Annotated in this window: 12 protein-coding genes; 4 read left to right on the top strand and 8 right to left on the bottom strand. The window is 41.8% G+C overall.

Annotated elements, in window-relative coordinates; translation table 11 throughout:
- Position 1: 1 nt before the first annotated feature.
- The gene (locus SYN7502_RS00445) at positions 2–2,215 is read left to right on the top strand and encodes a molybdopterin oxidoreductase family protein (protein ID WP_015166923.1); all 2,214 of its coding nucleotides are present in this window, start codon (positions 2–4) and stop codon (positions 2,213–2,215) included.
- A gap of 24 nt (positions 2,216–2,239) precedes the next feature.
- On the opposite strand, the gene ppsA is transcribed toward SYN7502_RS00445, so the two are convergent.
- Complete coding sequence (gene ppsA / locus SYN7502_RS00440; protein ID WP_015166922.1) at positions 2,240–4,681, bottom strand: phosphoenolpyruvate synthase; 2,442 nt, start codon at positions 4,679–4,681, stop codon at positions 2,240–2,242.
- Positions 4,682–4,805: 124 nt separating this feature from the next.
- On the opposite strand from ppsA, the gene SYN7502_RS19500 reads away from it, so the two are divergent.
- Positions 4,806–5,039: a hypothetical protein gene (locus SYN7502_RS19500; RefSeq protein ID WP_015166921.1), complete on the top strand. Its 234-nt coding sequence runs from the start codon at positions 4,806–4,808 to the stop codon at positions 5,037–5,039.
- Positions 5,040–5,270: 231 nt separating this feature from the next.
- Here SYN7502_RS19500 and SYN7502_RS00435 read toward each other — a convergent pair whose 3' ends face one another.
- Positions 5,271–7,058 (bottom strand): PP2C family protein-serine/threonine phosphatase, encoded by a 1,788-nt coding sequence (locus tag SYN7502_RS00435; protein ID WP_015166920.1) that lies wholly within the window; start codon positions 7,056–7,058, stop codon positions 5,271–5,273.
- 266 nt (positions 7,059–7,324) lie between these two features.
- Here SYN7502_RS00435 and hemH point away from each other — a divergent pair, with 266 nt between their 5' ends.
- Positions 7,325–8,338, top strand: a complete 1,014-nt coding sequence (gene hemH / locus SYN7502_RS00430) for a ferrochelatase (protein ID WP_015166919.1) — start codon at positions 7,325–7,327, stop codon at positions 8,336–8,338.
- Between the two features lie 37 nt (positions 8,339–8,375).
- Here hemH and arsJ read toward each other — a convergent pair whose 3' ends face one another.
- The 6 genes from arsJ to SYN7502_RS00400 form a co-directional block, all read right to left on the bottom strand.
- Positions 8,376–9,638, bottom strand: coding sequence for an organoarsenical effux MFS transporter ArsJ (gene arsJ / locus SYN7502_RS00425; protein WP_015166918.1), 1,263 nt, complete (start codon positions 9,636–9,638; stop codon positions 8,376–8,378).
- Positions 9,635–10,657, bottom strand: a complete 1,023-nt coding sequence (locus SYN7502_RS00420; protein WP_015166917.1) for an ArsJ-associated glyceraldehyde-3-phosphate dehydrogenase — start codon at positions 10,655–10,657, stop codon at positions 9,635–9,637. Before SYN7502_RS00420 ends, arsJ begins: the two co-directional genes overlap by 4 nt.
- Positions 10,658–10,698: 41 nt before the next feature.
- Positions 10,699–11,718 carry a PstS family phosphate ABC transporter substrate-binding protein gene (locus tag SYN7502_RS00415; RefSeq protein ID WP_015166916.1) on the bottom strand — a complete coding sequence of 340 codons (1,020 nt, stop codon included), beginning with the start codon at positions 11,716–11,718 and terminating at the stop codon, positions 10,699–10,701.
- Positions 11,719–11,860: 142 nt separating this feature from the next.
- Entirely contained in the window at positions 11,861–12,238 is a 378-nt protein-coding gene (locus SYN7502_RS00410; RefSeq protein WP_015166915.1) for a DUF6232 family protein, read from the bottom strand.
- A gap of 86 nt (positions 12,239–12,324) precedes the next feature.
- The gene (locus SYN7502_RS00405; RefSeq protein WP_015166914.1) at positions 12,325–12,654 is read right to left on the bottom strand and encodes an ArsR/SmtB family transcription factor; all 330 of its coding nucleotides are present in this window, start codon (positions 12,652–12,654) and stop codon (positions 12,325–12,327) included.
- A 68-nt stretch (positions 12,655–12,722) separates the two neighbouring features.
- On the bottom strand, positions 12,723–13,655 hold the full coding sequence (locus tag SYN7502_RS00400) for a LysR family transcriptional regulator (protein ID WP_015166913.1): 933 nt from the start codon (positions 13,653–13,655) through the stop codon (positions 12,723–12,725).
- A 432-nt stretch (positions 13,656–14,087) separates the two neighbouring features.
- Between SYN7502_RS00400 and ftsH the strand changes: the two genes are divergently transcribed.
- The gene (gene ftsH, locus SYN7502_RS00395) at positions 14,088–16,040 is read left to right on the top strand and encodes an ATP-dependent zinc metalloprotease FtsH (protein WP_015166912.1); all 1,953 of its coding nucleotides are present in this window, start codon (positions 14,088–14,090) and stop codon (positions 16,038–16,040) included.
- The last annotated feature ends 52 nt before the right edge of the window (positions 16,041–16,092 follow it).

Raw genomic sequence — 16,092 nt, 5'->3', positions numbered from 1 at the left:
AATGTCCAATATTACTAAAACTCTTTGTCCCTACTGCGGCGTGGGCTGTGGCTTAGAAGTTGTGCATTTAACTCAGAAAGATACTGAAAAAGATATAGAACTGCAAAATTCTGCTCACCGAGGTATAGATAATCCAGTAGTTAATTCCAAAGTTAATTCATTAGATCAGCCCAAAATTAAATGCCAAGAAAGTAATAGGTTTTTAGTTGATTTAGTTAAAGTTCGAGGCGATCGCACCCACCCATCCAGTCAAGGTATGGTCTGCGTCAAAGGGGCAACTATAGCCGAATCGATAGATCGCGATCGCTTAACCTATCCGATGATGCGAAGTTCTTTAGATCAGGATTTCCAGAGAGTTAGTTGGGAAGAGGTATTAACTGCCATTTGCGATCGCATTACCACTGTTCTGAATACCCAAGGTGCAGATGGTCTATGTATGTATGGTTCGGGGCAGTTCCAAACGGAAGATTACTATATCGCCCAAAAATTATTTAAAGGCTGCTTAGGAACGAATAACTTTGATGCCAATTCCCGACTATGTATGTCTTCTGCCGTTTCAGGCTACGTGAAAAGCTTTGGGGCTGATGGTCCGCCCTGCTGCTATGAGGATTTAGACCTTACCGACTGTGCATTTATAATTGGTAGCAATACCGCAGAATGTCATCCCATTATTTTTAATCGCCTACGCAAACATCATAAACAGAATCCCGATGTAAAATTAATCGTAGTTGATCCCCGTCGTACCCAAACCGCCGAAGTCGCTGATTTACATTTAGCCATTCGCCCCGGTACAGATATAGATTTACTGAATGGTATTGCCTATTTAATTCTGAATCAAAAAGAAAACTACCATGCCGTGGATCATGAATTTATCCAAAATCATACTAATCACTATGGTGAATTTATTGCTTTAATCTCCCATTATCCTCCTGATATAGTGGCGGATCGTTGCGGCATCTCGATCGCAGATTTAGAAACAGCAGCAAGATTTTGGGCAGAATCGCAACGAGTTTTATCTCTGTGGTCAATGGGCGTAAATCAATCCACGGAAGGAACAGCTAAAGTTCAATCTATTATTAATCTGCATTTACTCACAGGGCAAATAGGTAAGCCCGGGGCTGGGGCATTTTCCCTCACTGGACAGCCCAACGCTATGGGTGGCAGAGAAGCAGGGGGATTAAGTCATCTTCTTCCCGGTTATCGCTTTGTGGCAAATCCTCAACATCGGGCTGAATTAGAACAACATTGGCAGTTGCCGACGGGACAGATCTCTGACCGCACTGGCAGAACCGCATGGGATATGATTCGAGGCTTAGAATCAGAGGAAGTAGGGTTTCTATGGATTGCTGCGACTAATCCAGCCGTAAGTTTTCCTGACTTAGAACGAACAAAACAGGCTTTAAATCGATCGCCGTTTACGGTCTATCAAGATGCCTACTATCCCACGGAAACCTCTGCCTTTGCCCATTTACTTTTACCTGCGACCCAATGGAGTGAAAAAACGGGGACGATGACAAATTCTGAACGGAGAATTACCCTGTGTGAAGCATTCCATGAACCCCTAGGTGAGGCAAGGGATGATTGGCAGATTTTTGCAGAAGTGGGACGCAGATTGGGATTTACAAAGCATTTCAACTTTAAAGATTCATCGGAAGTCTATGCAGAATTTGCTGCCATTACTAGCGATCGCCCCTGTGATCTTACTAAAATCAACCACGATCTGCTCAAAACTGGGGCTGTACAGTGGGGAGGATTAAGGCTATATACCGACCTAAAATTTCATACCGCCAATGGGAAAGCTAATTTTGCCCCCTATCATTCCAAAGGGTTAGCAGAACCACCCGATCAGAACTATCCTTTTGTCCTTACCATTGGTAGAGTCTATGGGCATTGGCATACGATGACCCGCACAGGCAGAATCAAAAAAATTAATCAAATGCACCCCCATCCTTTTCTGGAAATCTATCCTAAGGATGCAAAAAAATATAATCTTAGTCAAGGTGATTTAGTCGAGGTAAAGTCGCGCCGTGGTATTGCCAAATTTCCTGCTTTAATTACCGAGGCGATCGCTCCCGGAGTTCTATTTGCGCCAATGCACTGGGGTTCTCTGTGGGCAGACAATGCTGAAGCTAATAATCTCAGTCATCCCGAAGCCGATCCCTATTCCTTCCAACCCGAACTTAAAGCCTGTGCTGTCCAGATTATTAAGTTATGATTAGCAAATTATTGGGGTTTTAATCTATTGTCCACTCTCCGCCGCAGCGATAGCTAGCATAGTTTTTAAGAGCGAGTCTGGATTAAGACTAATTGAATCAATACCTTCTTTAACTAAAAATCGGGCAAATTCGGGGTAATCACTGGGAGCTTGTCCACAAATACCAATTTTGCGATCGCATTCTTTTACCTTAGCAATTACCATACTGATCATTTGTTTAACAGCTTCATTGCGTTCATCAAAAATATGGGCAATTAATGCCGAATCACGATCAAGCCCTAAAGTAAGCTGGGTCAAATCATTGGAACCGATGGAAAATCCGTCAAATACTTCACTAAACTGCTCCGCCAAAATTACATTACTGGGGATTTCACACATCACATAAACTTGCAATCCATTCTCACCCCGTTTTAATCCATGCTTTTCCATTTCGGCTAGGACTTTACGACCTTCATCAGGGGTACGACAGAAAGGAATCATCGGGATCACATTGGTTAAGCCCATCTGATCTCGCACTCGTTTGATTGCCTGACACTCAAGACCATACGCCTCGCTATATTTAGGATCATAATAACGTGAAGCACCCCGCCAGCCAATCATAGGATTTTCTTCCGATGGTTCAAATTGCTTACCACCCAAAAGGTTAGCGTATTCATTACTCTTAAAGTCAGACATTCTCACTACCACAGGTTTAGGATAAAAAGCTGCAGCAATCATCGCCACCCCAGAGGTAAGTTTATCCACAAAGAAGTCGGGCTTGTGGGGATAGCCCACTGTTAACCTAGCAATCTGTTGTTTCTCAAAAAAATCCTTTAATTGATCAAAGTGAATCAGTGCCAGTGGATGTGCCTTGATGTGATTAGCAATAATAAATTCAAATCTTGCTAGACCCACGCCATCACAAGGAATTGCCGATAACCCAAAGGCGACTTCAGGATTACCCACATTCATCAGAATTTTAGTGCGAGTGCGGGGGAGATGATCCAAGTTTGTTTCTTCAATTTCAAAGGGTAGGAGTCCAGTATAAACTCGACCTTCTTCACCTTCAGCACAGGAAACCGTAATTGCTTGACCGTTAGCGATCGCACTACTAGCATCACCACAACCCACAATCGCAGGAATCCCCAGTTCACGGGCAATAATCGCAGCATGGCAGGTACGACCACCTTGATTTGTGACGATCGCACTGGCTTTTTTCATAATTGGTTCCCAGTCAGGGTCGGTTTTATTCGTAACCAAAACTTCACCTGCTTGAAATTGATCAAGATTAGGGGCATCAAGGATAATTCGGGCTTTACCCTGACCAATCATGGCACCTACGGCTCGACCTGTAGTTAGCACCTTGGATTGCTCTTGGAGATGGTAGTTACGCAACACACTTTGAGATTTCTGAGATTCTACGGTTTCGGGGCGAGCCTGCACAATAAATAACTTGCCAGTCTCTCCATCCTTTGCCCATTCAATATCCATGGGAGAGTCTTGACCCCGTACCAGTGAGTAGTGATCTTCAATGATCACAGCCCATTTTGCCAGTTGTAAAATCTCATCATCACTCAGAGCAAAGCAATTTTGTTCCGAGGTCGGTACTGAGACATTTTTAGTTAATTTACTACCACCAAGGTCATAGATCATCTTGATTTCTTTGCTGCCCATGCGCTTGCTGATAATGGGTCGAAATCCTTGCTTGAGGGTGGGCTTAAATACTAAATATTCATCGGGATTAACTGCTCCCTGTACCACATTTTCCCCTAAACCGTAGGCTGCAGTAACTAAAGCAGCATTCCTAAATCCAGTTTCGGTATCAATGGAAAACATCACTCCAGAGGTGGCAAGATCGGAACGCACCATCTTTTGTACCCCCACAGACAGGGCAATACTGAAATGGTCAAAGCCCTTAATTGTGCGGTAAGAAATCGCCCGATCCGTAAAAATTGAAGCAAAGCATTTCTGGCAAGCCATCAACACCGTACTTAGTCCATGCACATTGAGATAGGTTTCCTGTTGTCCCGCAAAGCTAGCATCGGGGAGGTCTTCGGCGGTAGCACTAGAACGTACTGCCACATCAGTTTCTACCCCATATTCACCACATAACTGGGCATAGGCGCGCCCGATCGCTTCTTGGATCACTATGGGCATCGGCGTATTCAGAATCAGTGATCTTGCCTGTTTACCAACACACCGCAAACTATTAATATTTTCCACATCCAACATGGCAAATAACTGGCGGAGCTTATCGTCTATACCTGACGCTTGAATAAAGTAACGATAGGCATGGGCAGTAGTGGCAAAGCCATTGGGGACAGAGACTCCTTTTACCTTGAGCTCACGGATCATTTCTCCGAGGGAAGCATTCTTGCCACCAACCAAGGGAATATCGGCAATTCCCACTTGATCAAACCACAGGACAAAAGCATCTTCTTTGCAGTCTGTGCCACCTTTTCTGCCTAAAATATCTGTGCAGGTCATAAAACTATCTCCTTTCCCTAGGGCGTACCTAATGGGTATAAATCGGAAGATGATATATCTGAAGACAGAGTTGACTAGGGTTGGCTAATTTTAATATTCAGGGAACTCACAATATACTCACAATATGATTAATTGGTTGGAGTTATATAGTTCGATAGTCAAATCTCTATCTAAGTTAATTCTCCCACGAACCCAAATCTTTGACTCTAAAGTTTTATTGCCATTTTTATTACGGTGGTTCATCAGTATATCTATCCCCCTCTCTTCACAATTATTTGTCTTTGCGGCGGAACACATCCTGAAAGGAATCGCCCATAATTTCTCCGAATTCAAAACCGAAGCCAACCATTTTGAGTGACACAATCTTGGCTAAAAACGGATAACTTTAACTAACCCATCGGTTCACGATAACGGCTTAACTGAGTGGCAAAAAATCTAGTGACCAAGAGGGTATGGTGAAAAGATTAGCTTGAATATCATAATTGTGATGATGGATGAATAATTAAATAGCTCCATCCCTAGAGTCCCCACACAACGTATCCTTTACAAGCTATAACAAGGTTAAAAGCAGTTTTATTACACGTCTTGTTTACTGTTTACCATTAGTTGGTACCGATGGTTGGAATAAATCTTTAATAGGTGTAAATTGGCTAATAGCGATCGCTCCAGTAACCAATAGTACCAATACTAGAACCCCAGTAATTACTAGCCGCAAATTAAAGTCTTGAGGAGCAGAAGTCTCAGTAGCTGATTCGTTCTCTTCATCTACACTAGAACTGGTTGGGGCTGATAGGGGTAAATCATCACCAAAGAATCCATGAAATTGATCTGCTTCTGTGGGTAAGGTGTCTTCCTCTTCAATATCTTCGGTTTCTGCAAGTTGCGATCGCATTAAAGCCACAGTGACGTTATCATGCCCATTGCGCTCATTTGCCAGATCAATCAGTTTTTTTACAGATTCATGGAGAGGTAAGTTATTCGTCAAGATCGGACGTATATGCACATCCATCATTTCTTCAATCCGATCATAATCACTTAAACCGTCGGAACATAGTAATAGTAAGCAATCTTCATCCAAGGGTAATCTTTGGATATGGGGATATAACACATCCGAGCTACGGGTCCCCAATGCTTGAATTAATGATCCTCCATCCACTCTTTGGGCAGCGATCGCTGGAAAACTATAGCCCAAGATCACATCACGGGTGCACACATCATCATCAACGGTTACTTGATCGCTACTTTCACTATGAATCCAGTACAGCCGACTATCGCCGATGTTGACAACATAAACTTCGTGGGGATAGGGAATTACCGCCATTACCAAAGTTGTTCCCATCCGTTGTTGCGCTTGTTTTTGGTATCGATCATTAAGGGCAACGATTTGATCATTGGCAATACGCACGACCCGATCAAGTTTTTGTATAAACTCTTGGGGACTAAAGGGATTAGGATTATTATCCATTTGTGTAAATACAACTTCCAGTTCCTTTTCGATAGTCTTAATTGCCATGTCACTAGCAACTTCCCCACCTTCATGCCCACCTAGTCCATCACAGATAATTGCCAGACGATCCCGTAGTACCTTTGGTTGTTGCGATCGCTTTTGGCGTTCAGGAGTTGGATAACAGCTATCTTCATTATGATCTCGTCTTGGTCCCGTATCTGTACCACTGGCAATGCGAATATTAATTGGTAATGTTTCTGCTTGTTTTTGGGCAATTTGGTCTAAAGTTGCGATCGCCTGATCCAGACTAAATTCACTCCGACTGAGTCCAAAGCAAAAATCCGCAAGGGCATCACTAATTTCAGGCTTAGCATGTTCTAGCCAATCAATCCATAAATTCCCTAAATCAGATAACTTAACTTCATCTTCATCCACAATCAGTTCTAGGATGCGTACCCAAGGACCAAATACTCTCAAAGTGTCAGGAGTAAGCAATGTACTAACCATCCCCACATCTAATAATGGTTGCCAAAGCCTTAAAACCTGCCCCATTAGATCAATCTGTCGTAGTGCGGAACCTTCTATCCATCGATCCCTAAGATTGGCATAGAGCTTACCTTCGGGGGAAATTGGGGCTCGATCTAGTAATAATAGCTCTTGGGCATTGTCATCTTCACCGACTTTAACTAAGCCATAGGGACGGGGAATATGCAGGGGGAGCTTAGCCAGCCGCAAATAGGCAGATACATAGGGGGGAATTTCATCAGGAATATCTGGAAACTTAAAAATCTGGGTATCAGAAACCACCTGCGATTCCACCACTCGGTAGCGATCGCTTAAAATAGAACTTGGAGGGAAATCCTCAACCGCAAGTCCTACTGCCCAGAGATAACGTTGACTAATGAAAGTAGATTGATCGTCTTTTACCATGAGTACAATTCAGCCTGACATAAGATTTTGCTGTTCATTAGGCTTAATTGTCAATAATCTCACTGAATCAAAACCTAACTTTGTGATTTTTAAGACTTTACCAACTTTCTTACCATTAATCACTATTAATTCAAATTAAATTGGTTACTAATTTAGTTAAATGTTTGGGCAAATGGGGCATGATTTAAGACTATCCGTGGAACTATTAAGCTATTATTAAAATATATTAACAAGGTCATTAAATAAATATATAGGAAACTTAAATCATGAATAGTCGTGTAGGTGTTTTGTTGCTAAATTTAGGCGGTCCCGAAAGACTAGAGGACGTGTACCTATTCCTATACAACCTATTCTCCGATCCTGATTTAATCCGTTTACCCTTCAAATTTTTACAGAAGCCAGTGGCGGCTCTAATTGCTGCTACTAGATCGCCCGTTTCCCAAGAAAACTATAAAGCCATAGGTGGTAAATCACCTTTGCGGCAGCTTACCGAAGAACAAGCAGAATCCATTGAAAATGCCCTACAGCGTCGAGGACTCAATGCCAAGGTTTATGTAGCCATGCGCTATTGGAATCCTTTTACCGAAGAGGCGATCGCCCAGATTAAGAAAGATCAGATTTCTAAGCTAGTGATTCTACCCCTTTATCCCCAATACTCCATTAGTACCACTGGTTCTAGCCTCAGATTACTGGAAAAGCTATGGAAAGAAGATAAGGAGTTACAACAGATTGAAAAAATTGTGGTGCGATCTTGGTATGATCGCCCAGGTTATCTTAAGGCAATGGCAGAGGTAATCGAGGAAAAAATTAAATCCTTTGCCGATCCCGAAAAAGTCCATATCTTCTTCAGTGCCCACGGTGTGCCGCAAAAGTATGTCACTGAGTATGGGGACACCTATCAGATCGAAATTGAAAACTGTGTTGACTTGGTAATGCAATCCCTTCGCCAAATCTACCAACGCTATAATCCCCATACCTTGGCATACCAAAGCCGAGTTGGTCCCGTGCAGTGGTTGCAACCTTACACAGAATCCGCGATCGCCCAGTTAGCAAAGCGGGGAGTTAAGGATTTACTGGTCGTACCAATTAGCTTTATTTCTGAACATATTGAAACCCTACAGGAAATTGACATCGAATACCGAGAAGTTGCCGAGTCTGAAGGCATTCACAATTTTGCCCGAGTTCCTGCTCTAAATAGTCATCCTGTATTTATTAATGATCTAGCTGAACTAGTCCTAGAATCCCTTGAAAGCCCGATCCCGTTGACTGGAGTTTCTTAGTTTTTGTATATTTTTTAAGGATTAAATAAGGGTTAAATTAATCACCATCACTAGCCTGCCAAGCGATCGCCTTTTGGGGATTAGGATCAGGTAGTTTTATGGTAATTAAACTTGCTGCTAACACAAATGCTGTAGAAACCCACAAACATCCAATTAAGCCAAAGCTTTGAAATACTAAGCCAGATAGCACCGTTCCCGCCAAACGACCGCCCGAATTTGCCATGTAATAAAACCCCACATTAAGGGCAACATCATCATCGGCGGTAAAAGCTAAAACTAAATAGGAATGCACTGCCGAGTTAAAGGCAAAGACTAAACCAAAGATTGTTAAGCCAATAATAATCACCAAATTAGGAGGAAGTTGAAGTTGTAATCCTAATGCGATCGCCCCAGGTACGAATGCCAAAACCGAAGTCCAAAATAAAATAGTTTTAGCTTGAGGAGATTGTCCCTGCCCCATAGCCTTCAAGATCACCGGTGCCAAAAGCTGAATAATACCATAGCCAATTACCCAACATGCCAGAAATCCACCCACTTGGAAAAACTGCCAATGGAGTGTGCTGTATAAAAACAAGGGCAGTCCAACCACAAACCAAACATCGCGCGCACCAAACAAAAAGAATCTGGCAGCAGAAAGAATATTAATCTCTGGGCTTTTAGAAAATAGCTGTTTGAACTTAACCTTTGCCTTGATTTTGCCCATACCCTGCGGTAGCATCACCCCAGTTAGCAAGATTAAAAATAAACATGCCCCCATAATTAATAAAGCATTGGTAAAGCCAAAACCAGCTAACAGTAAACTGCCAATAAAGAATCCGATGCCCTTCAGCGCATTTTTAGAACCAGTTAGAATCGCTACCCACTTAAATAAAGTTGACTCCGCCTCTTGGGGAACCACTAATCGAATCGCACTTTTGGTACTCATTTTGGTTAAGTCCTTGGCGATCCCTGAAAATGCCTGTGCCACCATAATGTAGGCGATCGCTATTCCTTGTCCCCAATTGGGATTTAAAAACGAAAGCATGACTAAGGAAAAAATCTGTAAGCCAATCCCACCGTATAAAGTCAGCTTTAGACCAAACTGAGAGCCAATCCAGCCACCCAAAAAGTTGGTAATAATCCCAAACACCTCATAAAACAAAAACAGAAAAGCAATCTGTAAGGGCGAATAACCAATCGTATTAAAATAAAGCAAAACCAGCATCCGCAAAGCACCATCGGTAATGGTAAAACCCCAATAGGATGCAGTAACAAGAATGTAGTTTCTCAGGTTGGCACTTTTATTAGCTTCGATGGTCATGGCTGAGACTCCAAAGCTAGGGCGACTTTACGGGCAAGTTCAACCATGCGATTGGCATAGCCCCATTCGTTGTCATACCAAGCTAAAATCTTGACTTGGGTTTGATCTACAACCATTGTCGATAAAGCATCAACGATCGCCGAACGCGGATCATCTTTGTAATCAATGGAAACTAGGGGTAATTCTTCGTAGCCCAAAATATCTTTAAGTTCTCCATCGGCGGCGGCTTTCAGCAACGCATTGACTTCTGATGTTGTGGTTGGTCTTTCTACTTCAAATACGCAATCGGTTAGAGAAGCATTGAGTAAAGCCACTCTGACTGCTAAACCGTTCAACTTGCCATTGAGTTCGGGATAAATTAATCCAATCGCCGTAGCGGAACCAGTGGAAGTCGGAATGAGCGATAAACTGGAAGCTCTGGCACGCCGCAGGTCTTTATGGGGAGCGTCCACAAGGGTTTGGGTATTGGTGTTGTCATGGATCGTGGTAATCATGCCATGCTTGATCCCCAAATGTTGGTGAATGACCTTAACTACAGGCGCAAGACAGTTGGTAGTGCAGGAGGCAGCCGTAACCACATGATGAATCTGCGGCTCGTAGAGATGATCGTTAACTCCCATCACAATATTTAAGGCTCCTGCTTCTTTCACAGGGGCAGCGACGATTACCTTTTTTACGCCTTTAGTAAAGTAGGAATTTAATTTTTCAAGGGTGATGAATTTTCCTGAGCATTCTAAAACTATATCCACGCCCAAATCATCCCAAGGAACTTCGGCAGGTGTAGCATAGGCGCTAAAGCTTAGGGATTTATCATCAACTTGGAGGCGATCTCCTTGCACTGAAACATCATGATCCCACTTACTATGAACGGAATCGTACTTCAGTAAATGTGCCGAAGCCTCAATACCGCCCTTAACTTCATTAATATGCGTAATCTCAAACTCTGACCAACCCCAAGCTGCCCTTAAATCCAGTCTACCAATTCGACCAAAGCCATTAATGCCAATCTTAACAGTCATTATTTTTATCTTCTGATTAATTTACTTATGTGTTGATTCACCTACAAAGCCAACTCTTTACCCAATAGCTCGCCAATGGATAAGTTCAACTCAGTTTTACCTGCAAAGATCGTGCCGACTCTACCAAATACCAGCCGACTCTCTGCTAATTTATAGCCCCTAGCAGGAAGAGGAATATACTGAACCGTTACCACAGACTGGGGAGCTTCCTTCAGGTAAAAATTCACAAAACTTTTAACCTCTGGTTTCCGAAAGGATTTAGCACTAACGTAAATAAATAAAGGACGAGCAAGGGGTTGATATTTGCCTGCTTCCACTGCCTGCCGTGAAGGTAAAATTGCGCCTTTACCACTATCGACCGCTACTGCCTTTAAATCTTTAGCATGAGTTTCATAGTACGCAAACCCAAAGTAGCCAAGACTATTAGGATTTTGACTAACTCCTTTTACCAGAACGTTATCATCTTCGCTAGTGGTTACATCTTTGCGGGTGGTTGTAGCATTGCCGTTAATGGCGGCGTTAAAGTAATCATAGGTACCTGAATCTTTACCCGGTGCGAATAGGGTGATGGGTTGATTGGGAAATTCTGGACGAATCTGATTCCAGCGTTTAATTTTACCTTCGGCACTGGGTTCCCAAATTTTCTTTAATTCCGCTACGGTAATATCCTTGATCCATGTATTTTTAGGATTTACTACCACAGTTAAGGCATCATAGGCGATCGGCAACTCATAGTAAGAGATACCTGCTTTTTTGCAAGCTGCCATTTCAGTTTTAGTAATGGGTCGAGAAGCATCACTAATATCAATTTCCCCCGCACAGAATTTTTTAAATCCGCCTGTTGTCCCTGAAAAATTTACTTCAACTTTTATTGTTGGATTAGCAGCATTAAAATTTTTGGTAATTTCCTTGGTAATGGGGTAAACGGTACTTGAACCATCAACTTTAACTGTGTTATCTACCGATGCCTGCATAGGCGAGAGTTGTGAGGCAATAGCAATAGTTCCCACCAATACCAATAATGTAAAAGCCTGTCTCGAATTTATAATAGAATTTTTCATTTATTTATCCTCGGTCACAATTACATAGTTATAATATATCAATAAATTTTGATATATTAATTAAAACGAGTAGCATAAATTTAATAATAATTAACACATCATTTTAAGAAAACTTGATGAGTTATCGCTAAAGCCTAAGTGTTTAAGTGGGAACCCCGTTAGCGATCGCTACATTTAAGGCTGAATGGATTGCTTCTGCTTCTTCCTTATAGTAAGTTTGATAAACCACATCATCTTTAATCTCATCAGTCTCAAATACAAGCCAATAGGCAGGTTTTTGCTTAACCCACTGCCAAACTCCAGCAATCAAAAAGATTATTCCAATACCTACAATTAGTAATAAAATTCCAGATGCTATAAATGCGATCGCAGCTTTACGATCTGGACTAATTATCCTGACCGCATATTTATTAATTCTAAAAAATGGATAGAACTCTCCACGAATATCGATCCCTTTATTCGTAACCCTGATTCTTTTTTGGTCGTAATAAACTTGTTCAGCAATATCTCGATTAGTCATAACTAATATCCCTATGCTTTAAGACACAAATATATTATTTCAAATTTTTTTGATATGTGAAGTATGGAACGACACATCAAATAAAATTAATCTGAGCAATTACGAACTGGTAGGATTTGACTAAACCGACGATATTCAGCAAGGTATTGTTCTAATTCCACAAACTTAGCTAAATTCAGGCTGTAATAAATCCATCGACCTTCTTGTCTCGATCGCAATAAACCAGCATCTTTCAAAGTCTTAAGGTGAAAAGAAAGCTTAGATTGACTTATATTATCTAGTTGTTCACACAAATCACACACACATAACTCCTGCGATCGCAGCAATTCCAAAATCCTAATTCTCAAGGGGTCAGATAGAGCATGAAATCCTGCCAGAATTGGAGATATTGCCACAGAAACAGATGGGTTTGCCATTACTTGAAACTTATTTAACTTGAAAACAATTTAAATTACCAGCTTAACTTAGCGGTAGCTAAAGATTTCTAGGGAAGAGACTTATCCTTGAACATTGGTAATATTTCGCCACAAAAAGCCTCTGTTGCCTTAGAAAGATAGCGGTTAGGATTACGAATTTGACAGAGCATACGCTTAATTTCTATACCCTCGATCGCTACCCTTTGAATTACTCCCATTTGTAATTCCTTTTCAATGGCGGTTAAAGATAAAAATGCCGCCCCCAGTCCCGCCTGTACAGCATTCTTAATTGCCTCGATTGAATTTAGTTCCATTTCAATACTTAGCTGGCGTAAATCCACACCATTTTTGCCCAATACCTGATCAATCACTTTCCGAATTGTAGATTGAGAATCTAGGGTAATAAATTTCAAACGATATAGCTCCTCACGGGGTAAAGTTCCTAAGTTTGCTAAAGGATGGGAACTAGGGATCACCAACGCTAACTCATCTTCGGCATAGGGAGTAATTGTGAGCAAATCCTGTAACTCGGCGGGAACTTCTCCACCAATAATTGCCAAATCCACCTGTCCGTTGGCAACACTCCAAGCCGTCCGCCTTGTGGAATGCACATGCAGTTGCACAGAGACATCGGGGTATCTTTTCCGAAACATACCAATCATTCTGGGCATCAAATAGGTTCCTGTGGTTTGGCTTGCCCCCACAATTAACGTGCCCCCATTCAGATTCTGTAAATCTTCTACGGCTCGACAGGTTTCTTGACACAAATTTAATATGCGATCGCCATAGGATAGTAAAAGTCTTCCCGCCTCTGTTAACTGCGCCCTTCTTCCCCCTCGATCAAACAACGGTACATCTAATTGGCGTTCCAGATGTTGCACCTGTAAACTAACGGCTGGCTGGGATACATATAAACTATCTGCCGCCCGCTTAAAACTTCCTTCGGCAGCGATCGCCTTCAAAATGCGGAGTTGGTCAAGGGTAAAAGGAATATCGATCATAGGTGAGTTATAGGAATTTTATAGATCGCCAGCATCAGATAAATTAGAAATTAAATTGGAGATGAGGTTAAAAAGATTAATTAAATGAATTTAAACTAAGTAATCGATATAGCAATCACAAGTGATTTGTGAGAGGGGTTAAGATGTGAAACCCCACCTACTCAATCCGTATAGGATGGCTATTAACTATCTTTACAGGCAACCAATAGACATAATCCATAGTCACCTAATCCATAGTCAGAGTAGAGATATTGATTAATTACAACCTAACCCATAGGCTGTAGCTTTTAATATTGGCTCATAAATCTTTAGAAACCTCACAAGAAACTGCAAAAAAAATCAAACTTACAATGGATTTGTACTGGATTTGTAACACTCTCTCTGCATATACCCTACATAACTTTTCAGCAATAGACTAAACTAGTACAAGAAATGCGTATTAAAATGAGTATTGCTACCATCAAGGAGCGATCGACGGTAAATTTTTTCATTGCTAAAATTCCTGAAACTAAAATTCTTAAACCCTCACTCCGTTATTCTATGTGGCAACGACTCAAGGCATTAACAATCACTCTAGTAGCTTCATCTAGCCTCGTAGTTGCTGTCCCCAACTATGCCTATGCCCAAAAAGAAGGGGATACTGGCTCTATGAACTACAGTGAGTTTTTAACCAAAGTTAAAGACAAGCAAGTCCAAAAAGTTGATATCGACAGTAGTGGGTTAATCCTAGAAGCTCAACTCAAAGATAATAGTAAAGTTAGCGTTGACTTGGTCGCCCGTGATGGCAATATTGAGCTAATTAAGGCACTTAAAGAAAACAAAGTTGATATCGGGGTAAAACCGATTAGGCAGCCTTCAGTATTTTGGCAATTGGCAAGTACATTTTTTATTCCAGTTTTATTAATCTTTCTGCTGTTTTTCCTATTTAGAAAAGTAAATAACTCTCCCGGCGGTCCCGCCCAAACCCTTAGCTTTGGTAAATCCAGGGCAAAATTTTCTCCCGAAGCAAAAACAGGTGTAATCTTTGACGATGTGGCAGGGGTGGATTCCGCTAAAGAAGAACTACAAGAAGTTGTAACTTTCTTAAAGCAGCCCGATCGCTTTACTGCGGTTGGTGCCAAGATTCCTAAAGGAGTATTACTAATCGGACCCCCCGGTACAGGTAAAACCATGTTAGCTAAGGCGATCGCTGGCGAAGCAGGTGTACCATTTTTCTCCCTATCTGGTTCTGAGTTTGTGGAAATGTTTGTAGGAGTCGGAGCATCACGGGTACGAGATTTATTCCATAAAGCAAAAGAAAACGCTCCCTGCATTGTATTTATTGATGAAATCGATGCTGTGGGCAGACAACGGGGTTCTGGTATTGGTGGAGGTAACGATGAACGGGAGCAAACCCTCAATCAACTTTTAACGGAAATGGACGGGTTTCAGGGTAATACGGGGGTAATTATTATTGCTGCTACTAACCGTGCTGATGTCCTAGATGCAGCTTTACTACGTCCTGGTAGATTTGATCGCCAAATTATGGTGGATTACCCAACTTTTAAGGGACGTTTAGAAATTCTCAAGGTACATGCCCGCAATAAACGCATTGCCGAAAGTGTTTCCCTAGAGGTTATTGCCCGCCGTACACCCGGATTCGCTGGAGCTAACTTGGCAAATTTATTAAACGAAGCTGCCATTCTCACTGCTCGCCGTCAGAAACCAGAAATTACGGACTTAGAAATTTCCGATGCCCTTGATCGGGTAACCATTGGCATGAGTATGCGTCCCATGCTAGACAGTGTGAAAAAACGTCTAGTTGCCTATCATGAAGTTGGTCATGCCCTATTGCAAACTCTAATTAAAGATGCTGACCCCCTTGATAAAGTGACGATTATTCCTCGATCTGGCGGTACTGGGGGGTTTTCCCGTGGCGTACCTAGTGAAGAAGAAGGTTTATATTCCCGTAGTTGGATTTTAGCGAATATAACCGTTTCTCTGGGCGGAAGAGTAACTGAAGAAGTGGTATTTGGTAAAGCTGAAGTTACTAATGGAGCTGCCTCTGACATTGAGCATATTACCAAGCTAGTTAGGTACATGGTGACTCAGTTGGGTATGTCTAACTTGGGGCTAGTTGCTCTTGATGATGGCGATCGCCAATGGTGGGATCATCGATCTGAATATTCCAGTCGGATTGCCATTAAAATTGATCGAGAAATGCGGCGTTTAGTTAAGCAATGTTACGAACACGCCAAACAAATCATTACGGAAAATCGGGCTTTGTGCGATCGCCTAGTAGATATTTTAGTGGAAGCTGAAACCCTTGAAGGTGATGATTTTCGTAAAATTGTGGCTGAATATACGCCCGTTCCTGAAAAGCATCGTGAACCAGTGAAGTTCTAAATCAATTTTTTAAATTAATCAAGATTAAAAAGAAAGATATAGATGAATAAGT

Source organism: Synechococcus sp. PCC 7502 (assembly GCF_000317085.1).
Lineage (GTDB): Bacteria > Cyanobacteriota > Cyanobacteriia > Pseudanabaenales > Pseudanabaenaceae > PCC-7502.
The sequence above is the reverse complement of the archived record's forward strand: the minus strand, read 5'-3'. Positions and strand labels throughout refer to the sequence as shown.

Coding starts and splice junctions, on each gene's coding strand:
- SYN7502_RS19500 (WP_015166921.1), top strand. CDS start 4,806: ATGATTAATTGGTTGGAGTTATATAGTTCGATAGTCAAATCTCTATCT.
- SYN7502_RS00420 (WP_015166917.1), bottom strand. CDS start 10,657: ATGACTGTTAAGATTGGCATTAATGGCTTTGGTCGAATTGGTAGACTG.
- SYN7502_RS00435 (WP_015166920.1), bottom strand. CDS start 7,058: ATGGTAAAAGACGATCAATCTACTTTCATTAGTCAACGTTATCTCTGG.
- ppsA (WP_015166922.1), bottom strand. CDS start 4,681: ATGACCTGCACAGATATTTTAGGCAGAAAAGGTGGCACAGACTGCAAA.
- SYN7502_RS00445 (WP_015166923.1), top strand. CDS start 2: ATGTCCAATATTACTAAAACTCTTTGTCCCTACTGCGGCGTGGGCTGT.
- SYN7502_RS00415 (WP_015166916.1), bottom strand. CDS start 11,718: ATGAAAAATTCTATTATAAATTCGAGACAGGCTTTTACATTATTGGTA.
- SYN7502_RS00405 (WP_015166914.1), bottom strand. CDS start 12,654: ATGGCAAACCCATCTGTTTCTGTGGCAATATCTCCAATTCTGGCAGGA.
- ftsH (WP_015166912.1), top strand. CDS start 14,088: ATGCGTATTAAAATGAGTATTGCTACCATCAAGGAGCGATCGACGGTA.
- hemH (WP_015166919.1), top strand. CDS start 7,325: ATGAATAGTCGTGTAGGTGTTTTGTTGCTAAATTTAGGCGGTCCCGAA.
- SYN7502_RS00400 (WP_015166913.1), bottom strand. CDS start 13,655: ATGATCGATATTCCTTTTACCCTTGACCAACTCCGCATTTTGAAGGCG.
- SYN7502_RS00410 (WP_015166915.1), bottom strand. CDS start 12,238: ATGACTAATCGAGATATTGCTGAACAAGTTTATTACGACCAAAAAAGA.
- arsJ (WP_015166918.1), bottom strand. CDS start 9,638: ATGACCATCGAAGCTAATAAAAGTGCCAACCTGAGAAACTACATTCTT.